A 25,849-nucleotide genomic window follows, 5' to 3' on the forward strand; every position below is an offset into this window, starting at 1 on the left:
GTCATGGAAATCTTAATGTGTGTAACGAGGCTGAGAGAAGAAGAAAAAATGATCATCAGCGAATTAAACAGAAAAAATATAGAGGTCAAGGTCATCTTAGATTCTATGAGTCTGCCTTTGGATGATATATTCAACCAAAAGTATGACCTTGCTATTATCCGTTGTTTATCTCAAATAGAAGCAAAGAAAAGGGCCCATATTTTAGAGAAAGCGGGATTAAGAACAATGAACACTTCTGCTTCCATCAATGTATGCACAGATAAGATTCTGCAAGCATTATTATTTCAACAGCATGATATTCCTCAACCAAACTATAAAGTTGCCTTTCAGCCTGGAGATTTAACAGATAGCCATATTCAATTCGGGGATACATTTTTAATTAAACCGGCAACGTCTTCATGGGGACGAGGTATTTGTCTGATCGAAAATCAACGTTGTCTAGATGCCTGGATAGCAGCGCGAGAATCATTAGATGTCAAAAATAAAGAGTTTCCTGTTATTGCGCAGGAATTCATTAATAAAGGAAACTTTGATATCAGGGTAGTCATTATTGGCTCTTTCCCTGTCGTTGCTTTTAAGAGAGTATCTAATGAATCTTGGAAAACGAATACACATTTAGGAGCATCCGTTGTACCTATAGCTATTGATAAAGAGATTCACGAATTAGTAAATAAAGTGATAGATGCAATGGATTCAGGCGTATATGGATTAGATTTATTGTATGACTTTACACAAGAAAAATATTTAGTTTGTGAAATTAATCAAAATCCGGAATTTGCACAATCCTTCAAAGAGCATAAAGTCAACATCCCATTTTTACTTGCTGGTTACGTAGAAGATGTCATTGGCCAAGATAGAAAGGAGAAAGTATATGGATAAAAACATGCGATTTCAAATCTCTTTTGTTTTATCCAGAGTCTTAAACTCTGGGATTATCATGAGTATCGAAAAGAACGAAAAGGAGATCAAAGGTCTCGAAAATGCCATTGCTAAAATCACGAAATTACCTTATGTATCCACCTTTAATAGTTATACAGGCGCCCTGCATGGAGCCTTGCAAGGTAACGATATTGGCCATGGAGACTTCGTTACATTATCCAATACGACAGACCAGGAAGAAAAATTTATTGATTGGCTTGGTATAACCAATCAATATGCGATGGAGCAGGACACCTTTGAGCGGTTTTCGGTAAATTGGGAAAATATTGGAAGCTTTGAAGAGGATCTTCAGCAACCATCCACTTTAGTATTGGACTTCACAGAATTAGGATTTGGGCCGTGTGCATTAATGGCAACGGAGGACAACAGAATGTGGGAGAAAGCGGAAAGATTAAAAATTTTTGGCGCCTTTGACCTAAGAACGATGTGGACACAAGAGGAGAGTCACCCGGATTTACAGCCTGGTATTCAGTTTAATTATCGAATCAGTCCGTTAGTCGCTGCCTGTGCGAAATTATCTTTATTAAAAAGAGGTGAGATGGTTGAGAACAGATTTTTTGCAAAAACCACTTGATTTCCCGTCTGAAGAAATGGTGTTCGAGAGTCTGGCTTATTTTGGAGGAGAACCCGTATTACCGTATGATAATCGGAAGACGAATTTTCCGTACATTACAAAAGAAGATGTTATGCAAATGCTAATTTCGATCCAACATGAGCCGAATAACGTGATTAATGAGTTTGCAGAAAAGTATAGAAAGTACGTTGGGGCAAATTATGCCATTCCTACAGCAAGTGGAACTTCGAGCTTACATCTTGCTTTAGTTGGGGCGGGAGTGAAGCCGGGGGATGAAGTGATTATCCCTAATTTCACCTTCATCGCGACAGCGCAGGCTGTGGTAGCAGCTAAAGCTATCCCAGTCTTTACAGACATTGATCCGGATTCTTATTGCATGGATGTTTCTCAAGTAGAGGCACTCATAACTGATCAAACAAAGGCCATTATGCCCGTTCATGTTCATGGTCTGCCGGCAGATTTACCTGCCTTGCAACAAATCTGTGATAAATATGAATTGAAGCTTGTGGAAGATGCTTCCCATGCTCATTCCGCTTCGATTCACGAACAGATTTGTGGCTCCATAGGAGATGCAGCAGGGCAAAGCTTAATGGCTGATAAGAATTTTCCAGTAGGAGGAGAAGGTGGTATGGCCTTCTTTAAAAAAGAAGAAGACTATCATCGTGCCTTAGCATTTTTAGAGGATTCGGGGATTGATTATAGCATGTCTTGGATTGCTGCTGCTTTTGGAGTCAGTCAGTTGGAAAGACTGGCCTATTATGATGCAGTAAGAGCACGTAACGCAAAGTTGTTAAGTGATGCGTTAGAAAAGACGGAATTATTCAGCCCTCCCTATGTGCCGGATGGATTCAACCACAGCTATAATATGTATCGCATCAAGCTAAATCCTGCAAAGAAAGGCTTGGATGATCTGGAGGATTATAAAGTGAAAGAAGCGATACAACAACTGATCATGGAGGAAGGTGTTTTTGCAAGGGAGTGGCAAAATAGACCAATTCCGGGTCATCTTCCGTTTCAGAATAAGAAAGGATTTGGAAATCAGTATCCGTTCTGCCTAAGCGATACGGATCGAAAATACCAGATCGAGGACTATCCGAATACGTTAGCTATGTTTCGGAACACTTTAACTATTTGTCGGGAGCTGCGATCTCCTATAGAGTATGAAAGAATTCAATCTTATGCACTAGCATTTCAAAAAATTGACCAAAATCCAGATAAGATTAGAAAAGTTGCTGAAGAACTCGATGCTATTCAACCTCCATATGAAAGGGATGCAAGATTAGGATGAAAACAAAAATCAAAGTTGCTATTTTAGGTGGCAGTGGATTTGTTGGCATGGAAATCTATCGAATATTAAAAAATCAACCTGAAGTATCCATCGAATTTGTATCTTCTGAATCATTAGCCGAGCAATCGGTAGAGAAATATTATCGTGTTCTGAACAGCAAAAATCGGCAGTTGAAATTTAAGCCTGTTCATGAACTTCCGCACGGATTTGATGTCATATTTTCGTGTCTTCCAACCGGCGTCTTGCCTACTTATATTGATGACATCAAAGCGAAAGCTTTAATCGTTTTTAACGTAAGTGGAGATTTTAGACTGAAAGAACTTGATCAGCTTGAGAAATATTACCCCCAATCACTTAAATCAGACAGTTATTTAGCATCACAATACTTTATTCCCGAATTTCATCAAATAGATCGAAATGCAAAAATAATAAACTTGCCAGGCTGCATGGCAGTAGCGAGTATCTATTCTCTCTACCCACTTGTGAAGCATCAATTAATTGAAAACAGAGTAGTCATTGATGCAAAAACAGGGTCTAGTGGAGGAGGAAAGAAATCTTCTGAAACGCATGCAGAGAGAGCTCACAATATACGTCCTCATAAGGTTCACGGTCATAGGCATCAGCCTGAGATTATTCATGCCTTTCGAGATATGTGTGGAGCAGATCTGGAAGTGCAATTTTCTACATACAGCTTAGATTTACCTAGAGGTATCATGGTGACCGCTTATTCGCAATTAAAAGAAAACATTTCGGAATTAGATGTCAAACGGTCATTTTACGGTGATTTTAAGCAATTGACTTTTATCGATTACTTAAAAGATAGTGGTGGACGATTTAATCCGATGATCAAATCCACTGCTGGCACGAACAGAGTGGAAGTGGCGGCCTACGTAGATGGAAAGAACTGTGTATCCATCTGTACGTTGGATAACATGATCAAAGGGGCTGCCGGACAGGCGATCCAAGCCTTTAATCAGTTTTTTGACTATCCAGAGTACCAATTTCTTCACTTTCAGAATGAAGGGATGTGGCCATGATTAGTCCGTTGTATGTAATAAAAGTAGGGAGCAGTACCGTTCTATCTCCAGACAACACGGTATACAAAGAAGTGAAAAGACTATCGGAGAAAGGTAATAAGATCTTGCTTGTTGCAGGAGGAGCCAAAGGGATCGAGGAGTACTATCAAACGATACAGAGAGAGGTCACATTTTTAGAGTTGAACAACGGAAACCAAGCGAGATACTGTACCACGGAAGAAATGAATCATATTCACGATGCTTATCAGCAAGTGATGATTCCTGCTCTGACAAATGGGTTACGGGATCAAGGGTTAAAAACGTTCGTGCAATGTGCAGGTGACCAAGGACTGGTCTTAGGGAAACAAGGCCCACCGCTTAAGGTTGTGAAAGAAGGCAAGAAAGGGATTGTGAGAGATTCCCTGTATGGCAACTACGATTCCTGTGACAAGTTGTTGATGGAGTCGCTGCTGGATCATTATGATGTCGTTTGTTTAACGCCGCCGATACAGAATGCAGCCCATTCCCAGCAGTACCTGAATATCGATGCGGATATGCTGGCAGCCCATCTGGCTATAGCAATGAACGCTCATCATTTGCGTTTTGTTACAGGAACGAATGGATTGCTTCAGGACGTGGATGATCCTGATTCTACGGTCAAGGATATTTATTTGGACGATCCATTGGATTATGTACAAGGAAGAATGAAGCAAAAAGTTAGAGCTGCTCAGTCAGCTATACGTCTAGGTATCTGTGATGTAGCTATTATGGGACCGTCTATGTCACACGCTCAATCCTCATGGTTTTGGGGTATGGAGGACGCCGACAATAGCTATGATTTAATGAACAAAGTCGTACGAATTCCTTCCGTTTCTCATAACGAAGAGGAGCTCACCCAATATCTGTTGCATCACATTCAGATCCCTGGTGTAATCAACGCTGTAGATCGTGCGGGAAACATCGTCTTTGAAAAAGGGGATGGTGATCATACCCTGTTGTTATTAGGGCACGTAGATACGGTTCCGCATTTATGGAAGGTGCAAAGTGATGAGACAACCATCTCAGGGAGAGGGGTTGTCGACGCGAAAGGGTGTTTTGTGAATTTTGTGCAGATGCTGAAGGACGTACAGGTCCCAAATAACTGCAAATTAAAAGTAATTGGCGCTGTTGAAGAAGAGGTATCCTCCTCGGCTGGTGCCTATTATGTGAGGGATCATCACTCAGCAGACGCCGTTATTATTGGTGAACCGAGTGGGCAAAATAATCTGACGCTAGGCTATCATGGATTGCTTAAGTTAGGAATCACGATAAACAAGGGTCAAAAACACAGTGCTTCGAGAGATAATGTGAGCGTTGCTGATCAGTTTTTTATGATTAAAGAAGAGTTAGGAGACAGGATGAAGGATATAGATCCTGATCATGTGGCCACTACCACAAGGATTAATCAATATAAAGAAGAGGACAGGGATGTTTTAAAAGCAATATTGAATTTCAGAATATCTCCAGGTGTAAGGGAAGACTATGCCCGTCAATTGGACTTAAGCGTGTCGGAAGAGATTACGATTGATGTCCTAAGAGCAACACCAGGGTTTATCAACAAAAGAAACTGCTCATTAGTAAAATCATTCGCAAAGAGTTTTGCGAACCAAAAGGTAAAGTGTAAATATTTAAAGAAGACAGGAACAAGCGATATGAATACACTGGCAACAACCTGGACAGATGTACCGATTATAGCGTATGGACCAGGAGATTCTAATCTTGATCATACCAATCAAGAGTTTCAAACCTATAGTGAAATCGATCAATCCAGGATTATATTAAAAGATGCAATAGAGAACTGGTTTTCTAGAGTGACGGAGGTGGAGAAGCGTGCTTATCGACAAAGAGTTAGCCAATGATATGTCCAAGACAGTAGAAAGACAGGAGGCTCTATCGAAGAAGACTCGAGAAGCCATTATAGATATTGCAGCAACAGAGACGGGGTGCCACATAGGAGGAAGCCTATCGGTTACCGATCTGCTAATCGCATTATTTGAAAAGTATATGGATGATAGCCGCAATCAGGTAGTACTTAGCAAAGGGCATGCTGCTGCTGCATTGTATTCCGTTCTTTATGTGTTAGGTATATTGGAAAAGAATCCAGCAGAGAGTTATGGAAGAAGTGATTCTTTATTGACGGGACATCCCAATCATAAAATCAAGGGAATTCCGTACTCTACAGGGAGTCTTGGACACGGCATCCCCTATGCAGCGGGATGGGCATTGTCTCAGAAATTAAAAGGTTCTGCAGGTATTGGGGTAGCTGTTTGTGGAGATGGCGAACTCCAGGAAGGGCTTTGCTGGGAAACGTTTCAAGTTGTTCAGTCAAAGCAGATCGATAATTTTTTATGTGTAGTTGATTGTAATGGTGGCCAAAATGATGGATTTGTTCACCATATTTCCCCGATAGAAGACGTAAGAGGGCGGTTCGAATCATTTGGATTTCAAGCGATCGAAATTAACGGCCATGACTTCAGGGAAATAAGAGAGGCTTTACTTGCGTTTGAGGCTTCCTCAAAGCCTTTTGCCATTATTGCCAATACGGTGAAAGGTAAAGGTGTGCCGGATATTGAGGGCAACCCGAAGGCTCATTATGCTAAAATCCCTCATCGATTAAAAAATAAGTGGAAAAGGAGTATGGTATGACGTTATCAGGTCGTGATACTTACCGAGATGAATTGACCAAAATAGCCGAAGACGATGATCGTATTTTATGTTTAGAAGCAGATTTGGGAGGAAAGAACCACCAATTTGAGTCTCAATTTCCGGATCGTTTTTTCAATATGGGTATTGCGGAAATGACAAGTATTGATATGGCTGCTGGATTGGCGGAAGCTGGGTTTATTCCTTTCTTCTCGACTTTTGCCACGTTTGCTTCTCTCCGTTCAGCGGAAAGTATTAAGTTAGCAATGGGATATATGGAAAAGAACATTAAAATTATCGCGCCATACGGAGGTGTTTCTGGAGGCTGGTTTGGAACAACCCACCATTCATTAGAAGATATTGGGGTAGTGAGGACATTTCCTAACATTAAGATTGCTTGTCCGTATGGAGAAGAAGATACCAGACGGGTTATTCGGGAGGCTGTTTCTTCTCCTCATCCTTACTATGTTCGGTTGTCTCGAAATGAGTCATTTGTCAGCTTAGATAGAGACGATGATCAAGCAACTATACCTCTCGTGAACCAGAAAGGAAACGGAAATCTTTGTTTACTATCTATTGGTGAGCAAGGAACAGAATTGTGTAAAAAAATACAGGAAGCATATCCTGAAATATCTCATGTTCATCTGTGTTATATCGATCAAGTAAGTTTAAGAAATAGTATTGCGCAGTTAGAAGAGCATGGAAATACGTTCTTAGTGGTCGAAGAACATCGGTTAGCGGGTGGGACTGCTTCTTTGCTAGCTGTCCTGATGCCGGATAATCGTGTCTATTCTTTTGACTGTGGAGAAGAATGGCCGGTATATGGTGGTTCTCATCAAGAAACACTTGCATATCTGGCATTTGACTATGAAGCATTGGAAGAAAAAGTGAAAAATCTATTAAGTGAAGGAGCTGAAGTGAATTGGTAGATCAAAAGGTGGTAGCTTTTGTAGAACCAAGCTTCTATGGCGTTGATTTTGTAGAACGCACACACAGAAAAGGATGCAAAGTAATCGCAATCGGTTCATCTCTAGACAATCCTAAAAAATACAACTATGAAACATTTTATGATGATTTTTTAGTTGCTGATATTCGAAATCCACAGTCCATTTATCAGGCAATCAAGCAATCACCTTATTATGGGAAATTAGATGCTTTGATTCCTGCGACAGACTATGCTTCTCACTATACAGCAGAAGTGGCTGAGTGGCTATCGTTACCGACGATTCCCTCCTTTGCTGCATACAATGCCAGAAATAAAGATTTAGCACGTAAAGCGTATAGAGATAATCATGTACCGAGCGCACAATATGCTAAAGTAGCAAACTATGAGGAAGCCTGTCAAGCTGCTTCCAAGATTGGCTATCCGGTTGTCGTCAAGCCAACAAATTGTGCGAGTAGTCAGGGAGTCTTTTTTATTAATAATGAAGAGAAATTGCGAACTGCTTTTCAAAAATTAAGAGAGTTCAAAAAAACGTATATGGGCTTTGATGTAAGTACGGACTATTTAGTAGAGGAATATTTAGAGGGACCTGAATTTAGTGTGGAGCTATTTCTGAAGGATAAAGAAGTGGTTTTTTCATCCGTCACAGAGAAAATCACTTCCGATTTACCTTATTTTGTGGAAATTTCACACACCGCTCCTACGTCCAGCCAGGAAGACAGAGTAGAAGAAATGATTAACGTGAGTGTTCAGGCCATGTTAGCAATAGGCATCGATAATGGCCCTAGTCATGTGGAAATAAGGTTAACCAATACAGGTCCGAAAATTATAGAGGTGAATGGCAGGCCTGGTGGTGATAATATCGCCTCTCAATTACTTTTTAACACATATGGCCTCGACATTTTTGAAGAAACGGTTAATTTTTATTTGAACTTACCAATTAAAGATACTTTCCCCGTCCAAAAGGCAACATCGATTGCATTCCTCACCTCAAGACAAAATGGACAGATTTCGTCAATAGAGGGAATGGAGCATATAAAAAATGATGCATCCGTCATTAAGTATGACATTAGTGTCAATCCAGGGGATACAGTAAAAATTCCTGAAAGTTCAGATGATCGATTAGGCTATGTGATAACAACAGGGGAAAACGCGAAAGAGGCAAAAAGGAAAGCAATGGATTTAATCAATTCCATTCAATTAGTTTATCAGTAGTTCTACAAAACCCCAACATTCATAAGCGTTTGTGGGGTTTTTCTATTTTACACGTTAGGAAAGGATAAAATGTTAGCAAGGAAGAAGCTCGACGTAGTGAAAATTTAGAGTGTACAAAACTACGCCACCCGCTCAAAGACAAGGCGAATGCCGAGTTTTTCATCATATTTGCCATCGCTTTTTCCGATGGCAGCGATTTGGATTTTCCGTTTTATCGAACAAGATTACTGTGATAGTATTTTTTGTACGTTATATAAAATGTCAGCAAGAGAGAAGCTCGCCGTAGTAATAATGTAGAAGGTACGACAAACTAAATGAAGAGGTGATGAGATGTCGGTGTTATTTAGAAAAAGCTTCTTATTCTTTTTTCTAGCAGATATCATATCTGGATTTGGGGTAGGGATGAGTACGATTGGAGCAAATTGGTATCTCCTGGACAAAACTGGTTCTACCGGGGCTGTAGGCTTGATGTTGGCCCTTAATGTGGTGTCTGGTTTCTTAGTTTCCCCATTAACAGGAATTCTGACCGATAAATTTAATAGAAAAGTGGTCATTCAATTAACATTTATTCTAAGAGCAGTGTCCATTGGATTGCTCACAGCTGTCTTTCTGATCGATGGGTTTGCACTTGCGTATATTTATCTGTTTGCGATCATTAATGGAGTTGGATGGAGTATTTACATGTCTGCTTCGCGAAGTCTCATTCAAGAATTATTACCAGAAGAGGAATTGTCAAAGGGTAATTCGTTAATTGAGATCAGCTTACAGGTTGGAATGTTCATGGCAGGGGCGGCTTCTGGCTTTATTTATAAGTTTGCCGGATTCGAAACCATCCTGCTCATTAATTCCTCGATGTTTGTGATAAGCAGTTTATTTATGATTTTTGTCAAGTATCAGTCTATCCAGTTAGAAGACAAAGGGGAAGGGTATGTTCAATCCTTTAAAAAGGGTATTCATTATTTGGCTTCCCATCGATTAACATTCCTGATTGGGTTAGTAGCCATTGTGCCATTAGTAACGACGATGATTTTCAATGTGGTGCTGCCTGAATACGTAAGTAATACGCTGAAGGCTGATTCTGTTGTTTTTGGCTTTTCAGACATGGCGTACGGAATTGGTGGCTTGATGTCAGGGTTTATCGCGGCTCCACTTGCCAAAAAGATGACAGAAAATAAAGCTATTACGATCATTTTTAGCTTATCGGTCGTGACATTAATGGGCTTATCTATTAACGTATTCGTTATTTTCATATTCCTGGGCAGCTTCTTAATTGGTTTTTCCAATTCATCGATACGAATTATTATGAATACAATGCTTATGGAGATTGTTCCAAAACCTTTAATGGGCAGAGCGATGTCGGTATGGATGGGTATTGCCTTATTACTACAAACGGTCTTTGCTGGTGGACTTGGCCTGCTTATCGATGTTTTTTCTCCAAATATAGGTTTCATCTGTATGGGAGGATTAATGCTTTGTGGTTTAGTATTACATGTTAGTGTATCAAGGAGTAAGAAGAAAGAAAAATATAGCTATGAGGTGGTTTAAATGAAGCTTGGCGTCATCTATGGAAGTATGAGAGAGAACGGAAACACGGCACGTTTAACGGAAGAAGTCATTAAACATTTACCAGATGTCACGGAAGTGGATCTAAAAAACTATGAGTTCAAAGATATTATTGACCAAAGACATGACGAAGGTGGATTTGACCGAGTCGATGATGAGTATGATCGTATCATTGATCAAATCATAGATTGTGATGTTTTAATCTTTTCGACACCTATTTATTGGTATGGGATGACTAGTGTGATGAAGCGGTTTATTGATCGTTGGTCGCAAACGGTAAGAGATGATAAGTATCCGGATTTTAAAGAAAAAATGGGGCGAAAACAGGCTTATATTATTGCGGTTGGGGGAGATAATCCCCGCGAGAAAGGTCTCCCACTCGTACAACAGTTTACTTATATCTGTCAATTTATCGGATTGCAATATAAAGGATATGTATTAGGGAAAGCGGCGAAGCCTGATGATATCTTGCAAGATGAGGAAGCGATGGAAGATGCTTGGAAGTTGGGAAAACTATTGCGAAAAAGAGATGAAGTGGGTAATTATTTATAAGTAAGATCGAAAACACAAACGGTTTAGCGTTTGTGTTTTTTTTCTATACTTTTTAATTAGGTTAGCCTTCCATTAATACTAAACTAAAAGATAATGAAACTAACAATAGATCTTTCATCTTTTTTTATTTTTTTGATAGTTGGAAATAATAAGATCCTGGTACACTTCGGTCTCTTCCAAACGAAGATTATCCGGATTCTTCTTTATAATAACCGCCTGGATGTCAGAAAGGTAAAGAAAAAAATAGTTTTCAACTTCCATTATTTTTTCGAATTGACTTCATTTATAGGCATCCTTTCTCATTTCAGTTACTCTTTCAATGCCATTTTCACCAATAGTTATCGTTTGATCTCCTAATATTCCAACAGGTTTATTTTTTTATAGAGTTGCTTATACATCAAGCATCAACATAGTTAATCAAATCCATATATGTTCAAAATAGTGAAATATGAAGACTGTAATTGCTAGAATAACAAGTATTTCATAGGTAATGATTCTTTCTTGATTTATCAATACATGACGAAATGTCCAGACTAGCATCAAAAGAAAGAGAGTGCTAGATATGAGCCATTTACAAATGGATATCAGCCTTTTGTAAAATGTAGCAGTATATAATATATTTTTGTTTAATGCGAGAACATCCTGGATGGAAATATTAAATGTTGCAATCAAACTTATTTCCTCCTTTGCTTCTTCCTCTCCACATAAAAAACAACAGCACAAACCCCAATAAAGCCAATCCCTCCAATAACCAATGCTACGACATCCGGACTCGAGGGTGGAAAGCTAAGAACAAGGGTTAACATGTTTATCGTTACTAAAAATAATAAGATCCAATGAATATGGCGAATGATTCCCAAGCGTAAGACCTCCCTTATTGTATGTCGTTATTTTTAGTAAATACATGAGAATTGTCAAGGTTCTATGAACATAGTAAAATGGTAAATCTGATCAAAGTAGAAATGACTGCCAAAATAACGTATGGTTATTATAGATGGTATAATCGGATCGCATCAAACAATATATTAGAAAGTAGGGATTAACAAATGGCAGAAGATTTAACGATTCGTAAACCGATCGAAAAGATGAGACAGCATGCTGATGAAATTCTTTCACCATCCATGTCATTAACAGAAATTCTAAATAAGTATCCCAAGAAGGATTTAGATAAAATAAGAGGCAGCTGGAAATTGACGGGCCTCAGCCAATTGAAAAAAGATGAATTAGTTGCTGTGTTAGCAGAAAAAATTCCAGAAATGCTCTGGCAGAAAGCTTATTCTTGGGATACGGACCTGATGAAGCGTTTGAAGAAAGTAATCACTTTTAAAGGAAAAAATGATATGGCGGGCATGCCATTTTTTACAGAACATTATCTATGTACGCATGGGATTATTTTTCCTGAAGTAGTGAATGGGGAAGAAGTCCTTATCTTGCCGGAGCAACTGGAGCAATTCATCGAAGCATTGCTTGTAGATCCTGAGGTTCGTGAGATTCATAAGAGAAATAAAGAATGGCGACAACTGACGTACGGCTTATTACATTTTTACGGTACATTAGATGCCGCACAGCTGTATAAATTGCTGGAAGGGTATACCAATACAGAAATTGACGCCTATGAGCTTATGTCGGTTCTTCCAGAAATGAATGCCTTCCATGATGACTTCATTATTGATGAACATGGCTTGTCAGATATGCTGGTGAGGGATCCGGAGCGGGTGAAGGCAGAGCATAACAAGCGGCCGGATGTAGATTTTTATCCATTTTCCAAGGCAAAATTAATAGAGGCGAACAAACCATTCTATACGGAAACCAATCAAAGTTATCGCAAATTTGTCAGCTATATCACCAACCATTATGATATAGATAAATTGGATGCAGCTGAAATTGTCGATGAGTGTGTCATCCACATTAATTATGGCAAGAGCCTGGGTGAAGTGATGGAGTTTTTATCTGAAGCTTTCGAATTCGAAGGCAGAGATTCCCTGCAAGCATTTACTGCTCAAGTTGTGCAGCTGATGAACAACACGAGACAATGGATATTGAAGGGCCATACGCCTATGGAACTCCGAGATAAAAATGACTCAACTATTATCCCCTTTTCACAGAAAAAAGCAAAGAATAACAAAACAGTCACGAAAACGAAAATAGGAAGAAATGATCCATGTCCATGCGGCAGTGGCAAAAAGTATAAGAAGTGCTGTGGACGGTAGAGATTCCGATCATCTTTTTGGATGATCGGGATTTTTTATATGGGATGACAGAATTTTAAAGTGTACCCAGTATAGGAAAAGCGATGGCACTCGCTAAAAGACGAGTTGAATTTCTAATGAGTAAAGAAAGGTTTAGAACTAAAGCAGCCAAAAGTGTAAAGCAGAGCAAGAAGATTTGTATGGTTTAGAAGAAAAGGAACTAAAAGTGATGGGATCGATGACACTGTGGAAAGTCTTTGTTATGTGATTTATTACAATTGTGAGCCCAACTCGACCCGGTTCAAGGCGCTGGTCACGCAGGCTATTGCTTTTGGGGAGAAATCTTCTTTTTAATTTAAGAATTATTCAATGGAAAATTATGCTAAAATAAGTGTGTAAGGTGCGATAGGAGGTGGTGTAATTTGAGAAAAACACTTTTGATGATAATGATATTGGCGTGTGGATTGTCGGGGTGTGGTCAGACATCAAGCACAGCTATCGACGATTACCTCAACACCGGAACCAGATTGGATGAACATGCCAAAGACATGATGCCAGCGCTTGATGATTTACTTGAATATGAGGATGTTGAATATGTCTATACGCACAAAAGAATCCTGTTGTTTCAGGCTCACTCTGTTGCACTGATTGTTCAATATGATGAGGAGACATATGAGGGTGCAAAAGAAAAACTAGCAGATCATTATACCTTTTTAAACCATGAAATTTCGTCTGATCATTCTGAAGAAACGATCATTCCTGATTATGAATTTGCAATAAATAGTTATACCTTTAAGGTAGCGAAAGGAAACGAGGAAAGCCACACGCATTATCCAAAGTCCTTCGGGATGATCGCAACCTCTGATGAGAAACAGCGTATTGCCTATTTATATTTCTATGATTTTGACCTGGATTATATCGGAGATGAAGAGGGCAGTAATGCGATGGTGGATTTTGTTAAGGATTATTTTGACTATGATTTTGAGGATTGATTCTTATGGACAGTTTAATAGGGTTTTTTGAATTTTTGTTTATAAGAATGAGTCTTGTGACCATTTCAAAAGGAAAACTGAGAAACTTGTCCATAAGATCCAATCTTACGACCATTTCAAAAGGGAAATCGGAAATCTTGTCCATAAGAATCAATCTTGTAACCATTTTAAAAGAGAAACCAAAAATCCTGTCCATAAGATTCACCAACAGGACTACTATAAACAGAGTTCGCCTTCTCTTATCACTAAAAGGAGCTTTCCTTTTGAGTGGTGTTATTGTTTTGTGGAAATTCTATTCGGATTTTGCTAGAATCCAAACTAACAAGCTACCATACAGGGGGCCATTTAAACCGCTAAAAAGAAAAATGCAGAGGTATGGAAAGAAGCGAAGAAAAAGTGCAGGCTAAATCAGGCGGATATTCAGATGGCGAAGGAATTGGGGTTGAATCCAAAGAGTCTTATCCGAAATATTCCCGCTCCTAATGAATTGTGGAAAGCGCCTGTGAAAGAATGGATTAGTGAATGATATGGCAAAAAGTTTGGGAAGGTGTTGACTGTAAAGCCTCAGCACAATAAAGGATCGAACAAAAAACAGAATAAGGTAAAAGAACCTTTTCACACAGAGGATTGGGAGGACTTGCCGTTTTGAAGGATGCTAACAGAAATAACCTATCAGTCGAAGAAATCAAAGTGATATTGCGAGCAGCAGACGAGTTGATTGGACAAGGAGGGGGAACGCTCCTTGCTAAGATTTTAAAAGGTTCGCGAGAGAAAAGGGTATTAGAATTAGAACTGGATAAGTGCCCGGTTTACGGCTATTTTAAATCTAAAAAATGGATGTGGTGAAGGAAAAAATCGATTGAATAATCGATCATAAATTCCTTGAGATCCAATATAATGGCAAGCTCCCTATGATTTTTTACACAGAACGGGGCTGGATCATTGAGCGTGATCAAAGGGTAGATGAATTCTTGAGTGAGTGGCAGGAATGGATCAAGCAGGGCACGCTAGATGTGGACATGACCTATTTAAAAGGTCGAAACAGGGAAATGCTTCTTTTGATGCTGGAAAAAGTTCAGGAATCCGGCAATAAAGCGTACATCCCATACTTAAAATTATGGAAGCAGATTGATTATAAAAAGGTAAAAGCCGCGATTCAAGAAACGATCGAAGCATTGGAGAATCAGGATCCGATTGATGAGGAAGCGATCCAGGAAAGGAATAATGAGATCAATAAGTTTAATAAAAACATGACAAGGAAAAAGACGGACTGCAGATTCATTGTTTTTTCATCTCCTCGTTATTACCCTTCCACCATTTTCAAATAGACCTTTTCCTCCCCATCAACAATGGCGATGTACGCTGGTGAATCTGTTTCAAATATCTTCGTTCCAACCGGCAGTTTATTTGCTGTGCCATTTGTGAATTGGAACGCCTTATCGGTTTGTTTGGTGATTTCACCGACCTGATTGCCTAATGTATACTCCAATTCCTGTACCCATTCAACATCTTGTGCATTGGAAAATACATAATCATGAAGTTGAAAAATATCAGCGTCGTCATTCTGTAAAAATTCTCTTGAAGTGGGGTTGCCGGTACTGCTAATCGTGCACCCAACTATACATATAGAAAAAATTATGATAGGAAGAAGGTGTTTGGAGAATGTCATTTTGATACCTCCTTATAAAAGATGTTCTGTTCCCTCAAAATTGTCGTAAAAAACCGTTTTGTCTGTATATATGACATCTACTTCCTTTCATTTCGCAGCTCAAACAATTCCTCAGCTTCGCCCCATTTGACGGTCACTTGTATTACTTCATCTTTACTCATTACAGAGCTGCCTGTTGAGCCTCCGCGTTTCGTAAATGTTACTTTGCTGGGTGGTTCATTGAATGTTCTTGTTGACTCCCCGCCGCTAGATGTTGTTTCATATGAGTAGCTCAGTCTCTCTAAGGGAGAGAGCTCTTCCAGTGTCCCTTTATATGTTAATATGAATTCATAGTCCATTTCATTCGAATACGATTCTACGCCGTCCTCTTCTCTTCGTTTTTCAGTTCCTTCATAAACATACTCAGCTTCCCAATGCTCACTTTCCCCGGTGAAGGTATAATCATGGTGCGTCACTTCTGAACAAGCTACTACAATTACTACGGATAAACATAATAGTGATAAAAATTTCTTCACATCCCTTCCCCCTCTCAGCAGATGGCTCTCACACGGTCATTAGTCATCGTCCTCTTCCTCCCCGTCCTTTTTCTCGTCATGAAAGTCGATGTCGGTTTGGCCAGTAATATGGTCATATGGTGTATAGCTATTATCCGGAAGCCTTTTTCCAGAAACCATTTTAAAAATCGTGATGCTGACAACTAAAATAACAAACACGATAACAATAAGTCCTATGGAAAACACCGTCCTTTCAGAAATGGTTCCGTTCACTTGCCATACCATTGTAAAGCACTGGTATAAAGAATTTTATCGGCTGTCTGTTCATCAAAGAGGCGCTGAATCCATGTAATATTAGAATAGGCAAAAAGGTCTCTTTGCTCTTGTCGATGGCAAATCTGTCCCGAACATAAGAGCGTCAGGATTTGTTTGATATATTGCTTTCAAAGCATTTTCAACATCCAGTTAGACACGGCCAAAGCCTGTTGCTTTGACATGAACTCCTTTATCGATCAGTTGTAATAAATAATAAATAAGGCAATCCTTCCTCGGACAAGCCTAAATGGTCAATTGAAATGGCAGGTAACGTTTCAAGCGTCGGCATGATTTCGGGTAAGTCTTTGGCATCTATATACAGTTCACTGTGCCTGCCTGCTATGTCGTATACTCTTCTTGCCAAGTAATCGAGCTGGGTTAAAGTTGACGAACCGCCTCGTTTGATATTAAAACGTATGGCTTTTACCCCTTTGTTATGTAAGTGGATGATTTCCTCATCTGTCACTGTTGAAGGTAATTGCGTGACACCACAAAAAATGGATCCCAGCTGGTTCAATGCATGTACCAGATATTCCTGGTCAAATCCTTGGAAGGAACCAGATACAACTGCTTCACCTGATACATGCAAGGCAGCGGTTTCTTTCTGATAATCGTGCACTACATAGTTCGGTGGCAAATAGCCCTGGTTTTCCTTAAGTGGAAAGCAGTCATCAATAATATGAAAACGCCCATCAAAAATTCGCATGGCGTTCTCCCCTATCGTTCATTTCAACATAAAATACCAATTGTTCGGCGTGATTAAATAAAACAACAAATATTTATTGCAAAACGATAAATAACATGTTAAATTATAGTAGACAAAAACGATTAGAGGTGTTCTTAATGAAACGAGGTTCAACCCTTTTTCTAAAATTAGCTGTGATCCTGATGGGGGTTCCGGTTCTGGCTCTTTGTATATTTCTAGTCCCGAAAATTGGGGATTTCGCCGCGGAGCTGTATCCGGATTTTACTATCATAAAATATTTAGTCTTGTTTGTTTTTTATGCGTCAGCTATTCCATTTTATTATGCGTTGTATCAGGCGTTTCGACTGTTGAGTTACATTGACAGAAATCAGGCTTTTTCCACGTTGTCGGTTATTTCGTTACAACATATCAAATGGAGTGCGATTACGATTAGTGGTTTGTTCGTAATCGGAATGCCGCTTTTTTTTCTGGTGGCAGAAAGAGATGACGCACCGGGAGTGATCTTGGTGGGCATGGCGCTTATATTTGCAGCGATGGTGGTAGCAATCTTTGCCGCTGTTCTCCAACGACTGCTGAACGAGGCGATCCACATAAAATCTGAAAATGATTTAACGGTTTGAGGTGACGATTATGGCGATTATCGTAAATATAGATGTAATGCTGGCGAAAAGGAAGATGAGTGTGACAGAGTTATCGGAACGTGTTGGGATAACGATGGCGAATCTTTCTATTTTGAAAAATGGTAAAGCGAAGGCGATACGAATCTCGACGTTAGATGCGATTTGTAAGGCATTGGATTGCCAGCCTGGGGATATATTGGAATATACAAGTGACGAAGACGATGAAGTTTGATAGATCGTGCAGGGGAGCTGAAACACTAATGTGTGCAGCTCCTTTACACATTGACTATAGTAATGGAAAACGTAATATTTCAAGGTTTCTCTCGAGCTTATTCTCATTCATAAATTGTAAAATAACCGGATCCTGTGGCCAACTGATAATAGCGGTGAAGCGTTGGTTGAGTGATGCAATGCCACAAACAACAAATAGTTCAATGCATGTATCAGCATCAAAATGGTCTGCAATTTGTTGTGAAAAACGACGTGGAGTAACTAATGGCATTTGTGCTGATACATAAGCTAATTGTAAAGCTGCCTGTTCTGCCAAGCTAAATAATTGCGAGTTGCCGCCACGATGACTGGCAATAGCAAACGCATGCTGAATACGCTCTATCGTTCTATTCTTGTCACTGGATACAAAATGTGCCATATAGGCCTCTGCTTCTGCTAATTTCTGGTGTTCTTTTTCGATATGGGAGACATATGCCATCAAGTGTTTTAATTCACAGGTAAGATGACTATTAGGCTTATGTGTCATTACCTCCGAATAGAAGGCGGCTTGTAAGGATCGTAAGTGCTCTGGAAAAGCGGCTATCCATGGGGGTAGCATACCAACATGTTGCTTGCAATAGGAGGAGTAATCTTTTACTTCTTTTATATATTTTTTCATCATCTGATCAATACTAGGTCCATTAGTTGGTAAGGGGTGATCCAGATTGGTTGGGTTCTGATTACTATTCACCGCATGTCGACCGGATTCTAATTGTAATCGTTGTTCGGCTGCAACCGCCCAGCCACCTTCAATTTCTAAACCGACAAGGTCGTTAAATACATTGAGGAAGCCAAATGCAGCACTCACTAATGCTACAGCCATTATTTCTTCGTTAACGACGAAACGATTTTTTTCCGATGGAGCAAGGTGATGTAACCGTTCTAGATAGTGTGGTGGTACTTGGTTCAATGTAGCCATGCTTGCGAGGTCAGCTATCGAAACCCAATATTCATCGAATGGATTGTTTTCCTCACGCTGACCGATTCGAGCGAGACGTAATTGTTCAATAGCAGTCATGGACATATCACCCATTGTTGCGACACTATGAACCTGACAGTAATTGCAGCCATGCGCATTAGAAGTGGCATATCCTACGGCACACAACATTGCTGGACCTAAAATTTTCTTTGCAGATTGAATGGTGGGCATATTATGACAGTAGAAAAATCGCTTATATACCTCTGGCCAATGGTGTAAATAAACGAAGGTGTTCGGCCAGAATCCAAAGAAATCCTTGTAAAAGTGCAGGATTGGCCATTGTTCAGGATCCTTACTGCTCGTGCCATCGCTTTTTGGTATATAATCGATGAAATGGGAATCTTCTGCACCAATCTCAAGACTTTCCGCGTGATATGCACCCATATTTATCCCCGGCTCCTCTGTAAGAAAGTGAATTATATCCCGAATACGCCGGGATTTCCAAAGCCTTTCTAAAATTTCTGTACCTCCAATTGGATAACTCCCAATAAATAATTGCGGTATCGTTGCCTTACCGCTCAGATAAACCACAGCATTTTCATGTAAGCTAGTCTCCGTATCCAATCGCTTAAAAAATAAGTTTCCAGTATCACGAAGGACTTCTTTCATTTTCTCAGATTCCAATTCTCCCTCCTTCAAAAATACGGTGATGTTCGATTGATTTGGCATCTCCATCATCCTTTCTTGTTATAAAACGGAATTTAAGTTCCGTTTTAATTGTATAGTGATAATTTTTTTATGTCAACAAAAATGGAATGTAGATTCCGTTTTTAGTATAATGAATGGGAAGGTCTAGTTATCGGAAGGTAGGTTATGTATGGAAAAAGAAACTTTATCGGTCCCGTCCGGCAGAAAGGATGCCAATCGGAATGAGCGTAAAATTATGGAATCCGCTAAAGCTATATTTAAAGAAAAGGGGACCGAAGCAAAAATCGAAGAAATTGCGGAAAAAGCAGGAGTTGGTGTAGGTACTGTTTATCGAAGGTTTCTAAACAAAGAAAGGTTAGTTTGGGCTGTTGGGATAGAGATTATCGAAGAAATTCGTGAAAAACAGCAATTTGACCTAAACCTATCTATACCTGCCGATCAAAAAATGCGGTTGATTCTAGATGAGTTTTTGTTACTTCATCAAAAATATGGAAAGCTGCATGAAATGCTGGTTACATTGTCTCAGGAAACAAAGTTTGGTGATGAGATCAGTAATGTATTAACAGATGTGTTGCAAGTGACGATTAAAGAAGGGCAAGAACAAGGTATTTTTCGGAAGGAACAACCGGAAATCTTAGAAATATTTATCCTGTACATAATTAATCCGAACCTCATCAAAAGGCTTCGTTCTCAAATGGATGTAAAAGATATTCCGAAAACCATTGCCGATTTTGTACTAAAAGGATTGTCTTACAAAGCATGAGAGGAATTGGATAAAGAGGCGTTCACAGAAGCAATTCACTGCCTCTGTGAACCTGATGATCAAGCTAAATACTTGCCGGTAACAGACAATGGATTGTCTTTCAATTCACTTGGCGTTCCTTCGGCAATGATATGCCCACCTTTCACGCCACCTTCTGGCCCTAAGTCAATCACCCAATCACTCGCATGAATCATATAAATGTTATGTTCGACCATGATAATCGAATTACCTTTATCGATTAAACGGTTGAATAGCTCTAGCAAATAGTGAATGTCATAAGGATGGAGACCTGTAGACGGTTCATCTAATAGAAATAGTGTCTTCTGTTTCGTCTTCTTCATTAACGATGTGGACAATTTTAAACGCTGGCCCTCGCCACCTGATAAGGTAGTCAGGGACTGGCCAAGCTTTAAATAGCCTAAGCCGATATCGGTTAACAGCTGCAGGACTTTAAATATTTTAGCATTGTCATGAAAAATCGATAACGCTTCTTCGACGGAACTCTCTAAACAATCATTGATATTGTAGTCGTTGTAGGTGATGTGGAGAATGTCTTCTTTGAATCGTTTTCCTCTGCAGGTTGAGCAGATCACTTCCAGGTCATTAAAAAATAACATGTTACTCATCACATAACCTAATCCCTCACACATTTCACAGCGCCCGCCATTCGTATTGAATGAAAAATGTTTAGACGTTAATCCTTGTGCCTTGCTCGCTTCCAATTGGGCAAAGACATTTCGGATATCAGTGAACACGTTGGTGTAGGTAGCGACATTGGAGCGCTTCATCTTAGAGATCGTATTTTGACTGATCGAGATGATTTCATCGAACTGTTCTAATCCTGACACATTGTCTGCTTGTTCTCCTAACACATCGAATATCAGTGAAGATTTACCTGATCCGGAGACACCGGTGACGCTGACGAGTGATTCGGTCGGAATCTGGACATGGACGGAAGCCAGGTTATGACGTGTGGCATTATCAATCTGGATCGCTGTTGGACCCGCTTTTCGTACGTCTTGTTTTGGCTTGCTTCTCGATGATAGGTATTCTCTGATCAGGGATTGCTCGTGGGTTTTCAAGTCATTGATCGTGCCCGTTCCAATCAGCTCACCACCGAACCGTCCTGCTTTCGGACCTATTTCGATTAAGTAATCTGCTTCTCTCATGACGTCTGTATTGTGTTCGATCACAATCACGGTATTTCCTTTATCGCGGAGTTTTTTTAAAATATCGATGATACCTTCCGTGTCTTTGGCATGCAGGCTGGCTGTCGGTTCGTCGATAATATAAACGACATCTGTTAAGTCGGAATCGAGAATCGCGGACAGCCGAATGCGCTGGCTTTCTCCACCTGACAGTGTATTTGTCCCGCGCTCTAAGGTGAGATATCCAAGTCCGAGGCGCTTAATCCGCAGCAATTTCGTTTCCATGTCACGAATGTAGACGTCCACGGTGGTGATTTCCTCATCGGTCAGGCTCGCTCTGCAATCATCGACCCAGTGTAACAACTGATCTAAATCTAATCCGGAGATGTCCGTGATGGCACGATCCATCACTTTTACATGTTGTATCTCTTTCTTTTATTTGGTGCCATGGCAGTCTGGACAGGTATCACTATAGAAAAAGATCTCCTCTTTCCCCATGTCGCCGTTTTTTTCTTGATATTTACGCCAGAGGCTGGTCATGACTCCTTGGAACTTTCCGTCCGATACGCGTTATGGTTCCTTAATGTCGGTCAGCTGTTGTACTTCTTCACTGCTTGTCCCATGGCATAGTAAAGCAAATTGCAAGTTATTATAATCTTGAAGTGGTGTATCAGCTTCAAGTGGGACTTGGTAGTGTTGCATCGTGTTTTTAATATTTTCAAACTGATAGTCTAAATAACTGCCTGTCCAAAGCGTGACGGCACCTTTTTCTACCGATAATGCTTTATTAAATAACGTGTGTTGGTTAATCTGGACAACATCACCAATACCTTTACATGTCTCGCAGGCACCTTCGATGGTGTTGTAGGAAAAGTGGCTTCGTGTGAATTTTTTGTATTTGTGATCACAGTAGGGGCAAATCTGGAAAACGGTAAAATCACCATCTATAACTTCTGTTTCTTCGATGGCCTTGGCAGGATTGACGGCTTTCTCACAGTTTGGACAAGGGCGAAAGCCTAATTTTTCATAAATCATTCGTAAGCTGGTATACATCGCTGTCTTGGTCCCGACTGTCGAGCGAGGATTGGAGGACGTTTCCTGCTGCTGAATGCTGATAGCAGGAGACACGCCATTAATGCGGGCGACTTTAGGCTTTTCGATGCCTTGCATTCCCATCGCTTCTAAGTATTGCCGTTGTGATTCATTAAACAAAATATCGTGGGCGAGCGTTGACTTACCCGATCCAGACACACCTGTAATGACAGTGAATGCCCTTTTTGGAATCTGGACATTGACATCCTTCAGATTGTGCTCATTGGCATGCTCAATTGTGATCCATTCGGTCATCTCCTATCCCTCCTTCTTCTATTGGAAAGGATATTATACCACAAAACTTCATCAACGTTAGCATCGTTGCATGTTAAGAAAATCTTAAGAATGACATCACCCGGATATTAAGATTTACTTGCTATGATACCAATAGTACCGATGACAAAGAGGTGATATACTTGGAGAAAAAAACTGTAGGAGTGGACGTGAATGAATATATTGGTGTGCGATGATGACCAGGCGATTGTCGATGCAATCGGGATCTATTTGGAAAATGAGGGCTATCATATTTTTAAGGCGTACGATGGGACAGAAGCGATCACGGTTGTAGAGGAGCAGGAGATCCATCTCATTATTATGGATATTATGATGCCGAAGATGGACGGGATTAAGGCAACGATGAAGATCAGGGAAGACAATAATATTCCATTAATCATGCTCTCGGCCAAATCAGAGGATGCCGATAAGATTATCGGCCTTAATTTAGGAGCGGATGATTACATTACCAAGCCGTTTAATCCATTGGAATTAATCGCGCGGGTGAAATCTCAGCTCCGGAGATACACTGCATTAGGTGGCATGGAGACAAGAAGTGGTGTCTATCAGTCTGGCGGTATGGCAGTTGATGACGAAAGTAAAACCGTGACCGTTGATGGTGATGAGGTGCATCTGACTCCGGTACAATACAAGATTCTATTGCTGTTGACCACGAACGCGGGCAAAGTCTTCTCGATTGAAGATATTTATGAAAAAGTTTGGAACGAAACAGCTTACAGTCCGGAAAATACCGTGTCTGTACATATCAGAAAAATAAGAGAAAAGATCGAGATCAATCCGAAAGAACCAAAATATTTGAAAGTGGTGTGGGGTATTGGATACAAAGTGGAAAAAATTTAAAAGGTCCTGGATAACGAAGGGTATCGTGTTTGTGCTGATGGTTGCCTGTTTTACAGGGGGCATCAAAGCACTTATTGATATAGTAGAATCAACGAATGGTGAAATGGAAGATGTGTTTGTAGAGGATTACTTTCAGAGTCAATCCTATATCGAGGAAAGTGATATGCTGATTAATAATCTGACGAGACTTTTAGGAGAGTATAAGAGCGAGGAGCATATCTTAGATGGTGGTACGATTAGTGCCGAAGCTATGCAAATAAGGAAAGAGGATTTACTTTATGAGCATTATGCTGAGTTCCACGACCCTTCAATAGATGAAGCAGACTATATGGAACAGTTTGAGCAGGAATACGCGGAAGAGATTGCACAAGCGAGGGAAGAGATGATTCAGGATGATCTGCGGGAGTACCATTCGATTGTGCAAAGGATAGAGCAAACAGGTCCGCCTTTATTCTATGCAACGGATGGGGAGAATGTCTTTACCAACACAACGATTACAGAAAAAAGAGCGTTTGAAAAGCACCCGGCCTTTATGATTTTTGAAGGATATGATCAATCTGTTTTTCCCCAATCAACCAAGGAAAATGAGTCGTTTCACTGGATTACCAATTACCTGTCGAGCTTAGACCCGCAGGAAATGACGATTTATTTAGCCTTTACAGAGCAATCTCTAAATGAACTGGAGTCCGATTGGCAGGAACAAAAGGAGCTGGTTAAGGACGCTGTCTATCTATTAGCCGTATTTCTGATTGGTTTTCTCCTCACGTTCGGCTACCTTGCTTCGGTAATAGGCAAAAAATCAGAAGACGAAGCCATCCATTTTCACGGACTTGATAAGCTGTACAATGATATCAATGTTGGATTATGTTTCCTGCTTATCATGCTTTGGTTTTTCCTGATGGGCATTGTGTACAAAAGCATTGACACCATGCTAATTCCGGTTACCGCCCCGATCGCAGCGGTTGGATTGCTATTAATATTGTCACTCGTTAAGCATGTGAAGAATAAGTCACTTTTCACCCATATGCTGTTGTACCGTGTGTTCTACCACATTGCAAAGTTTATCGGTGCTGTCTATCTCAGCGGCGGGGTTGGGATCAAGACCGTCCTGATTGTGGTCGGCTATCCATTATTAGTTGCGGTTACCTTTTTTATGTTCCCGGTGACTATAGCTGTTGCCGCATGGTTTGCATTCAAAAAGGTGAAAGCATTTCGTTCGATTCAAGAGGGTGTAGAAATTGTAAAGGAAGGAAAGCTTCATCATCGGATTGACGTGGATGGCAAAGGTGAATTCGCTCGTATCGCCTCCAATATTAACGGAATTACAGATGGCTTGAGCAAGGCGGTCGACAGTGAGCTGAAGAGTGAGCGAATGAAGACGGAACTGATCACCAATGTCTCTCATGATATTCGCACGCCGTTAACCTCGATTATTACGTATGTCGACCTTTTGAAAAGGGAAGAGGATCCTGTTAAAAAACAAGAATATATCGAAGTGCTGGATCAGAAAGCAAAAAGGTTACAGCTGTTAACCGATGATCTCTTCGATGCGGCGAAAGCCTCCAGTGGCAATATTCCGGTTGAGTTGCAGCAGATTGATGTTGTCTCACTGATCAGCCAAGGGCTTGGCGAAGTGAATGATAAGATTGAAGCGGCCGAATTAGATTTGAAATTCCGTCATCCTGAAGACAAGGTATATGTGACGGCAGATGGTAAGCTGTTTTGGCGATCGATCGAAAATGTATTGTCGAACATATTTAAATATTCACTGCGAGGTACGAGAGTGTATATTGATATTGAGGACGTGGGCGATCAAGTCTGTCTGTCGTTTAAAAATATTGCGTCCTATGAATTAAATATACCAGCAGCTGAATTGCTGACACGTTTTAAACGAGCAGATGAATCGCGAACGAGCCAGGGCAGCGGATTAGGTCTGTCGATTGCCAAGAACCTGATTGAGACACAGAACGGAAGATTCGAGATCCAGATTGATGGTGATTTATTTAAAGCGATGATTTATTTGCCGAAAAAATAATAGCTACTAAATGCTTGCTATGA

The 25,849-nt window shown here is 40.2% G+C and carries 26 protein-coding genes and 1 pseudogene; 20 read left to right on the forward strand and 7 right to left on the reverse strand.

The features are described from left to right. Positions 1-3: 3 nt before the first annotated feature. The 15 genes from MUN88_RS06995 to MUN88_RS07065 all read left to right on the forward strand — a co-directional run bounded on the left by MUN88_RS06995 (position 4) and on the right by MUN88_RS07065 (position 15,281). Positions 4-879: a RimK family alpha-L-glutamate ligase gene (locus MUN88_RS06995; RefSeq protein WP_244722648.1), complete on the forward strand. Its 876-nt coding sequence runs from the start codon at positions 4-6 to the stop codon at positions 877-879. Then, positions 872-1,513 carry a degT/DnrJ/EryC1/StrS aminotransferase gene (locus MUN88_RS07000; protein ID WP_244722651.1) on the forward strand — a complete coding sequence of 214 codons (642 nt, stop codon included), beginning with the start codon at positions 872-874 and terminating at the stop codon, positions 1,511-1,513. Before MUN88_RS06995 ends, MUN88_RS07000 begins: the two co-directional genes overlap by 8 nt. Then, complete coding sequence (locus tag MUN88_RS07005) at positions 1,473-2,801, forward strand: DegT/DnrJ/EryC1/StrS aminotransferase family protein (RefSeq protein ID WP_244722654.1); 1,329 nt, start codon at positions 1,473-1,475, stop codon at positions 2,799-2,801. Before MUN88_RS07000 ends, MUN88_RS07005 begins: the two co-directional genes overlap by 41 nt. Further along, a complete protein-coding gene (gene argC, locus MUN88_RS07010) occupies positions 2,798-3,838 on the forward strand; it encodes an N-acetyl-gamma-glutamyl-phosphate reductase (RefSeq protein WP_244722667.1) in 1,041 nt (346 codons plus the stop codon). Before MUN88_RS07005 ends, argC begins: the two co-directional genes overlap by 4 nt. Beyond that, complete coding sequence (locus MUN88_RS07015) at positions 3,835-5,715, forward strand: M20/M25/M40 family metallo-hydrolase (protein ID WP_244722669.1); 1,881 nt, start codon at positions 3,835-3,837, stop codon at positions 5,713-5,715. Before argC ends, MUN88_RS07015 begins: the two co-directional genes overlap by 4 nt. Then, positions 5,687-6,502 (forward strand): thiamine pyrophosphate-binding protein, encoded by an 816-nt coding sequence (locus MUN88_RS07020; RefSeq protein WP_244722672.1) that lies wholly within the window; start codon positions 5,687-5,689, stop codon positions 6,500-6,502. The genes MUN88_RS07015 and MUN88_RS07020 overlap by 29 nt, the downstream gene beginning before the upstream one ends. Next, positions 6,499-7,428 (forward strand): transketolase family protein, encoded by a 930-nt coding sequence (locus tag MUN88_RS07025; protein WP_244722674.1) that lies wholly within the window; start codon positions 6,499-6,501, stop codon positions 7,426-7,428. The genes MUN88_RS07020 and MUN88_RS07025 overlap by 4 nt, the downstream gene beginning before the upstream one ends. Further along, a complete protein-coding gene (locus MUN88_RS07030) occupies positions 7,422-8,657 on the forward strand; it encodes an ATP-grasp domain-containing protein (protein WP_244722677.1) in 1,236 nt (411 codons plus the stop codon). The genes MUN88_RS07025 and MUN88_RS07030 overlap by 7 nt, the downstream gene beginning before the upstream one ends. Before the next feature lie 330 nt (positions 8,658-8,987). Then, positions 8,988-10,202 carry an MFS transporter gene (locus tag MUN88_RS07035; protein WP_244722680.1) on the forward strand — a complete coding sequence of 405 codons (1,215 nt, stop codon included), beginning with the start codon at positions 8,988-8,990 and terminating at the stop codon, positions 10,200-10,202. Continuing rightward, positions 10,203-10,772, forward strand: a complete 570-nt coding sequence (locus MUN88_RS07040) for a flavodoxin family protein (protein WP_244722682.1) — start codon at positions 10,203-10,205, stop codon at positions 10,770-10,772. Between the two features lie 1,046 nt (positions 10,773-11,818). Beyond that, complete coding sequence (locus MUN88_RS07045) at positions 11,819-12,982, forward strand: SEC-C metal-binding domain-containing protein (protein ID WP_244722685.1); 1,164 nt, start codon at positions 11,819-11,821, stop codon at positions 12,980-12,982. Positions 12,983-13,383: 401 nt separating this feature from the next. Continuing rightward, complete coding sequence (locus tag MUN88_RS07050; protein WP_244722688.1) at positions 13,384-13,953, forward strand: hypothetical protein; 570 nt, start codon at positions 13,384-13,386, stop codon at positions 13,951-13,953. Between the two features lie 5 nt (positions 13,954-13,958). Beyond that, positions 13,959-14,360, forward strand: coding sequence for a hypothetical protein (locus MUN88_RS07055; protein ID WP_244722691.1), 402 nt, complete (start codon positions 13,959-13,961; stop codon positions 14,358-14,360). A gap of 238 nt (positions 14,361-14,598) precedes the next feature. Then, on the forward strand, positions 14,599-14,799 hold the full coding sequence (locus MUN88_RS07060; protein WP_244722694.1) for an RQC domain-containing protein: 201 nt from the start codon (positions 14,599-14,601) through the stop codon (positions 14,797-14,799). Positions 14,800-14,864: 65 nt separating this feature from the next. After that, on the forward strand, positions 14,865-15,281 hold the full coding sequence (locus MUN88_RS07065; protein ID WP_244722696.1) for a hypothetical protein: 417 nt from the start codon (positions 14,865-14,867) through the stop codon (positions 15,279-15,281). On the opposite strand, the gene MUN88_RS07070 is transcribed toward MUN88_RS07065, so the two are convergent. The 4 genes and pseudogenes from MUN88_RS07070 to MUN88_RS07085 all read right to left on the reverse strand — a co-directional run bounded on the left by MUN88_RS07070 (position 15,257) and on the right by MUN88_RS07085 (position 17,137). Beyond that, on the reverse strand, positions 15,257-15,622 hold the full coding sequence (locus tag MUN88_RS07070; protein WP_244722699.1) for a hypothetical protein: 366 nt from the start codon (positions 15,620-15,622) through the stop codon (positions 15,257-15,259). The genes MUN88_RS07065 and MUN88_RS07070 overlap by 25 nt on opposite strands. Before the next feature lie 77 nt (positions 15,623-15,699). Then, complete coding sequence (locus MUN88_RS07075; protein WP_244722702.1) at positions 15,700-16,137, reverse strand: hypothetical protein; 438 nt, start codon at positions 16,135-16,137, stop codon at positions 15,700-15,702. A 39-nt stretch (positions 16,138-16,176) separates the two neighbouring features. Continuing rightward, positions 16,177-16,401 carry a DUF3951 domain-containing protein gene (locus tag MUN88_RS07080; RefSeq protein ID WP_244722705.1) on the reverse strand — a complete coding sequence of 75 codons (225 nt, stop codon included), beginning with the start codon at positions 16,399-16,401 and terminating at the stop codon, positions 16,177-16,179. Next, positions 16,386-17,137 (reverse strand): annotated as a pseudogene (locus tag MUN88_RS07085) (amidohydrolase family protein). Before MUN88_RS07085 ends, MUN88_RS07080 begins: the two are co-directional and overlap by 16 nt. A gap of 137 nt (positions 17,138-17,274) precedes the next feature. Here MUN88_RS07085 and MUN88_RS07090 point away from each other — a divergent pair. Together MUN88_RS07090 and MUN88_RS07095 are read left to right on the forward strand one after the other, a co-directional pair. Continuing rightward, complete coding sequence (locus MUN88_RS07090) at positions 17,275-17,757, forward strand: DUF2975 domain-containing protein (protein WP_244722708.1); 483 nt, start codon at positions 17,275-17,277, stop codon at positions 17,755-17,757. 10 nt (positions 17,758-17,767) lie between these two features. Further along, a complete protein-coding gene (locus MUN88_RS07095) occupies positions 17,768-17,989 on the forward strand; it encodes a helix-turn-helix domain-containing protein (RefSeq protein ID WP_244722710.1) in 222 nt (73 codons plus the stop codon). A gap of 54 nt (positions 17,990-18,043) precedes the next feature. Here the strand turns inward: MUN88_RS07095 and MUN88_RS07100 are convergent, their stop codons facing one another. Then, on the reverse strand, positions 18,044-19,675 hold the full coding sequence (locus MUN88_RS07100; RefSeq protein ID WP_244722712.1) for a thioredoxin domain-containing protein: 1,632 nt from the start codon (positions 19,673-19,675) through the stop codon (positions 18,044-18,046). 148 nt (positions 19,676-19,823) lie between these two features. Between MUN88_RS07100 and MUN88_RS07105 the strand changes: the two genes are divergently transcribed. Next, entirely contained in the window at positions 19,824-20,417 is a 594-nt protein-coding gene (locus MUN88_RS07105) for a TetR/AcrR family transcriptional regulator (RefSeq protein WP_244722715.1), read from the forward strand. A gap of 59 nt (positions 20,418-20,476) precedes the next feature. Here the strand turns inward: MUN88_RS07105 and MUN88_RS07110 are convergent, their stop codons facing one another. Continuing rightward, entirely contained in the window at positions 20,477-21,973 is a 1,497-nt protein-coding gene (locus tag MUN88_RS07110; protein WP_244722718.1) for an ATP-binding cassette domain-containing protein, read from the reverse strand. Positions 21,974-22,135: 162 nt separating this feature from the next. Beyond that, positions 22,136-22,912 carry an ATP-binding cassette domain-containing protein gene (locus tag MUN88_RS07115; RefSeq protein WP_244722720.1) on the reverse strand — a complete coding sequence of 259 codons (777 nt, stop codon included), beginning with the start codon at positions 22,910-22,912 and terminating at the stop codon, positions 22,136-22,138. Positions 22,913-23,104: 192 nt separating this feature from the next. Here MUN88_RS07115 and MUN88_RS07120 point away from each other — a divergent pair, with 192 nt between their 5' ends. Together MUN88_RS07120 and MUN88_RS07125 are read left to right on the forward strand one after the other, a co-directional pair. After that, on the forward strand, positions 23,105-23,791 hold the full coding sequence (locus tag MUN88_RS07120) for a response regulator transcription factor (protein WP_244722723.1): 687 nt from the start codon (positions 23,105-23,107) through the stop codon (positions 23,789-23,791). After that, positions 23,766-25,826, forward strand: a complete 2,061-nt coding sequence (locus MUN88_RS07125) for a HAMP domain-containing sensor histidine kinase (protein ID WP_244722726.1) — start codon at positions 23,766-23,768, stop codon at positions 25,824-25,826. Before MUN88_RS07120 ends, MUN88_RS07125 begins: the two co-directional genes overlap by 26 nt. Positions 25,827-25,849: the final 23 nt, after the last annotated feature.

Source organism: Gracilibacillus caseinilyticus, from assembly GCF_022919115.1.
In the GTDB taxonomy this organism is placed as follows: Bacteria; Bacillota; Bacilli; order Bacillales; family Amphibacillaceae; genus Gracilibacillus; species Gracilibacillus caseinilyticus.